The following is a 2,349-nucleotide window of genomic DNA, read 5'->3' as shown; positions in this document are numbered from 1 at the left end:
AGAACCCCCGTAACCCATGCGTAAACCATAACTTCAGCACCCCCACAGAGTCCGATCAAAATCATAGCGACAAACCGGGGCGCTGACGCCGCAGAACAAGGAAAAACCCATGACCCGATATGTTGAAGAGAATGAGCGGATCAAACACGACTACGCCACCTATCTGCGCCATGCGAAAGGGCAGGATGACGTCGATTGACAAGGCGCGGGCCGCGATCCGGCGATTTGAGGAAAGCACGAAGTTCAAGCCTTTCAAGAAATTCCATCGCCAACTGGCCGCAGACTTCAAGGTCTATCTGGACAAGCAACGCAACGCCAAAACAGGCAAGCTGCTGGGCATATCAACGGTCGATGCCACCTTGCGGCTGGTCAAAGGGTTCTTTCACTGGCTGGTCAGTCGCGCGGGGTTCAAGCGAGTGCTGACGTATGCCGATGTCGAATACTTCAACAACACGCGCAAGGCGGGTCGGGTGGCGCATACCCAGCGCGAAATCCCATATCCGTCGATGCAGCAGGCCGCCCATGCCTTTCAGGCCATGCCGTTCGAGACGGCATTTCAGAAGCGCGACAAGGCCCTGTTTGCGTTCTTCATGCTGACGGGCGCGCGCGATGGCGCTGTAGCATCGTTGAAGCTGAAACACGTCAACGTCGATCTGGGTCACGTCTTTCAGGACGCGCGCGAGGTCAAGACGAAGGCCGCCAAAACGATCATGTGCCAGTTCTTTCCGGTCGATCAGGCCTATCGCAACTGTTTCGCAGCTTACGTCAGCTATCTGCGCGATGTGGAGTTGCTCGGACCGGAAGGTGCGTTGTTCCCGAAGGCCCTGGTTGGGGTGGTACCGGGACAGGGCTTCGCCAATCTGGGCCTTGCCCGCACCGGTTTCGCCAACGCGTCAAAGCTGAATGCGATCATCAAGGGGGGCGTTTGCGTCGGTGCAGATGCCGCAGTACACGCCTCACGCCTTCCGCAAGACACTGACTCACCTAGGGAATGACCTGTGCCAGACACCTGAAGCTTTCAAGGCCTGGTCGATGAACCTTGGGCATGACAACGTGGCAACGACGATCAATTCCTATCTGCCCGTCACGACAGAACGCCAGATGGAACTGATCAGGGAGATGGAGCGCTGACTGGCGCGCACGGGATGTCGGGGGGAACTACTCCCCATCAGTTGGACAGGGTCTGGCGTAAATTAGTCTAGTCTTTGCACCTGTTGATTTGGGTAGGTTGTTTCTTTTTTTGCCAGCAGACCACGGCATGTAGCACAATTCGTTTGTGCCAGTGTCGGAGGAGCGGCAGTGCGCGGCCGTCAAGCATCGCGACGACCAATAGACATGCGGTTTGCGGGCCGCGCGCCACAGCAACACCAGCCCGATGAGGACGAAGATATAGGCCGTCGCGTGAAAGAGGCCGTCGAGGACGCTATTCAGCTTCAGGTTCGCCAAAGCGTCTGACGGGGACGCACCGTCGACGGGCAACCCGGCGCTGGTGGCCATGTGATGCCATTGCCGGATCTGATGGAGGACGATTCCATCGAAGAAACCGCCCACCCCCAGACCGAGAAAAATACCGCCCGCGAGGGGAAAGCGTCTTTGAATGTTTTTTTTGTCCAAGGTCACAGCCTTTGTCCCGATATACCGGCGAGGGCATCAGATGTCGGGGTGGCGATGGGCGCCACGTCCGATGTCCGTCGCTTTGCAACGATGTCTTCAGCTCATCCGGCCATTGTCACGCGCGGATCCGGCTGTCTTGTCGGTCATGAGAGGCACGACGATCTCCATCAGACCAACCAGCAGATGCGGCCACCAGATCACCTGCGCGAAACCGAACAACCAAGGTGAGATGGCAAGCAGGACGCCACTCTCCATATCGACGCCAAGATGCACCTTCAGCTGAAGCAACTTGGCGACGCTCAGTTCGTAATTCGTGACAAGGCTCATTACGATCGTCATCACGCCAAGCACCTGCGGAAGCCACTATTCGACACCTCCGGTCGCGAATCCGAACAGATATGGCGCGACGATCAGAAGCGCGCCGGTGACATAGGCGATAATGCCGTGTGTTCGAGTGTTGATCATTCCGGTCTCCGTTGTTGACGGCATCTTGGTCTGCGGCAGGTTGCGCAAGAGGCTTGCGTCGTCTTCGCCCGCTGACCGAACCCGTTGCCTGGCACCGTGTGCGTCATGCCAGCGGCACTGGAAGGGGCAGTGTGATTTCGATGCGCACGCCGGGACGCATCGGGTCGGCCCGGATACTGTCCACGCTGGTTCGAAGTGCGAGTCCCGCGTCCATGAGGTTGGCCAGCGACTGGTTGTCGAAGCGCTGCACATAGCCCAGCCATTCTCCAT

Annotated in this window: 3 protein-coding genes; 1 reads left to right on the top strand and 2 read right to left on the bottom strand. The window is 58.2% G+C overall.

Features of this window, described 5'->3' with window-relative positions; all coding sequences use genetic code 11:
- Window positions 1–185: 185 nt before the first annotated feature.
- Window positions 186–995 (top strand): site-specific integrase, encoded by an 810-nt coding sequence (locus tag ACOI1H_RS24980; protein ID WP_422440970.1) that lies wholly within the window; start codon window positions 186–188, stop codon window positions 993–995.
- Window positions 996–1,158: 163 nt separating this feature from the next.
- Here ACOI1H_RS24980 and ACOI1H_RS24975 read toward each other — a convergent pair whose 3' ends face one another.
- Entirely contained in the window at window positions 1,159–1,614 is a 456-nt protein-coding gene (locus ACOI1H_RS24975) for a DUF2243 domain-containing protein (protein ID WP_422440968.1), read from the bottom strand.
- 96 nt (window positions 1,615–1,710) lie between these two features.
- Window positions 1,711–1,965 carry an SPW repeat domain-containing protein gene (locus ACOI1H_RS24970; RefSeq protein ID WP_422440967.1) on the bottom strand — a complete coding sequence of 85 codons (255 nt, stop codon included), beginning with the start codon at window positions 1,963–1,965 and terminating at the stop codon, window positions 1,711–1,713.
- Window positions 1,966–2,349 lie beyond the last annotated feature (384 nt).

The organism is Loktanella sp. DJP18, assembly GCF_049310965.1.
GTDB lineage: Bacteria > Pseudomonadota > Alphaproteobacteria > Rhodobacterales > Rhodobacteraceae > Loktanella.
The sequence above is the reverse complement of the archived record's forward strand: the minus strand, read 5'-3'. Positions and strand labels throughout refer to the sequence as shown.